The organism is Cellvibrio sp. (assembly GCF_053579595.1).
The window spans coordinates 1-2,146 of sequence record NZ_JBRFPI010000539.1 but is presented as its reverse complement, the minus strand read 5'-3'; the positions used below and the strand labels follow the sequence as shown (position 1 = coordinate 2,146).

At 45.3% G+C, this 2,146-nt stretch carries 2 protein-coding genes; both read left to right on the top strand.

Going from position 1 to position 2,146, the window contains the following annotated elements; genetic code table 11:
- The coding region (gene sufB, locus ACWA6V_RS20865; protein ID WP_449524289.1) for a Fe-S cluster assembly protein SufB at nucleotides 1-1,193 on the top strand (1,193 nt) is incomplete at its 5' end.
- Between the two features lie 88 nt (nucleotides 1,194-1,281).
- On the top strand, nucleotides 1,282-2,061 hold the full coding sequence (gene sufC / locus ACWA6V_RS20860) for a Fe-S cluster assembly ATPase SufC (RefSeq protein WP_449524288.1): 780 nt from the start codon (nucleotides 1,282-1,284) through the stop codon (nucleotides 2,059-2,061).
- Nucleotides 2,062-2,146 lie beyond the last annotated feature (85 nt).

Sequence of the window (2,146 nt, the reverse complement as noted above, 5' to 3'; positions counted from 1 at the left end):
ATTATTCAGCGCCCAAATCGATGGATGAAAAGCCCAAAAGTCTGGATGAGGTTGATCCGGAATTGTTGCGCACCTATGAAAAGTTGGGTATTCCCTTGCATGAACAAGCAGCACTTGCCGGTGTGGCAATGGATGTGGTGTTTGACTCCGTATCGGTAGTAACGACTTTCCGTGAAAAATTATTTGAAGTGGGTGTTATTTTTTGTTCGATCAGCGAAGCGGTGCATAAGTATCCGGAGCTGGTGAAAAAATATATCGGCTCAGTAGTTCCGCAAAAAGACAACTATTACGCTGCATTGAATTCCGCAGTATTTTCCGATGGCTCCTTTGTGTATATCCCCAAAGGTGTGCGCTGCCCAATGGAGTTGTCTACTTACTTCCGTATCAACGAACAGAATACCGGTCAATTTGAGCGCACCTTGATTATCGCCGATGAAGGTTCGCACGTGAGTTATCTTGAAGGTTGCACCGCACCTATGCGCGATGAAAATCAGTTGCATGCTGCTGTGGTTGAATTGATAGCGCTCGACAATGCAGAAATCAAATATTCCACCGTGCAAAACTGGTACCCCGGTAACGAGGAAGGCAAGGGGGGTATTTACAACTTTGTGACCAAGCGCGGTGTGTGCCACACCAATGCCAAAATTTCCTGGACACAGGTTGAAACTGGTTCTGCAGTGACTTGGAAATATCCAAGTTGTATTTTGCGTGGTGATAATAGTGTCGGTGAGTTTTATTCCGTTGCGCTGACCAATAATTATCAGCAGGCCGATACTGGCACCAAGATGATCCATATCGGCAAAAATACCCGCTCAACCATTATCTCCAAAGGTATTTCGGCGGGAAAAAGTTCCAATGCCTATCGCGGTTTGGTGCGTATCAATCCCGGCGCCGAAGGTGCGCGTAATTACACCCAGTGTGATTCGCTGTTGATCGGTGATAAATGCGGTGCGCACACATTCCCGTATATCGAAAGTAAAAATCCGAGTGCTGTGATTGAGCACGAGGCTACCACATCAAAAGTGAGTGAAGACCAAATGTTTCTTTGTCAGCAGCGTGGCTTGGATGCAGAAAAAGCTGTTTCCATGATTGTGAATGGCTTTTGTCGCGAAGTATTTAAAGAATTGCCAATGGAATTTGCCGTTGAAGCCGGCAAGTTGTTGGAAGTAAGCCTCGAAGGCTCCGTAGGCTAATCGTTCAGAGTGATTTTGTAGGTTGGGCTAGCCGCGAGTTTAGCGAGCGACATAGCCCAACAAGAAAGATTAAAAATTTAAATTTACCGTGTTAGAAAATTATCGGACTAAAAAATTTATGTTACGCATTACTGATTTGTTTGCCCGTGTTGAAGAGAAAGACATCCTTAAAGGTTTAAATCTGACCGTCAAACCCGGTGAAGTTCACGCCATTATGGGGCCAAATGGTGCGGGCAAAAGTACATTGGGTAATGTGTTATCTGGCCGTGATGGTTATGAAGTAACTGGCGGTAGTGTTGAGTTTAATGGCAAGGATTTGTTTGAGTTGGAAATTGAAGAGCGTGCGCGCGAAGGTTTGTTCCTTGCATTCCAATATCCGGTAGAAATTCCGGGCGTAAGCAATATGGAATTTTTAAAAGCTTCTGTTGATGCTAAACGTAAGCATCATGGTCAACCAGAGTTGTCTGCAGTTGAGTTTATGAAGCTCGCGCGTGAAACTAGTAAGCGCGTCAACCTCGAACAAGCTTTTTTAAAGCGTGGTGTTAACGAAGGTTTCTCGGGCGGCGAAAAGAAACGTAACGAAATTATGCAAATGATGCTTCTGGAGCCGAGCCTGTGCATTCTTGATGAAACTGACTCAGGTTTGGATATTGATGCATTACAAGTGGTTGCCAACGGTGTGAATGCAATGCGTTCACCAGAGCGCAGTTTTATTGTGGTCACTCACTACCAGCGTTTACTGGATTACATAGTGCCGGATTATGTGCATGTATTAGCCAATGGCCGCATTGTTAAAACCGGCGGTAAAGAGTTGGCACTGGAGCTGGAAGAAAAAGGCTACGCCTGGCTTGAAAACGAGGCTGTCTAAGCATGAGTGATTTTCAACATCAAGCCATACGGCTCACAGCACATCAGCAACCATTGACTTGGTTGGAAGCGTTGCGCAACAAAGC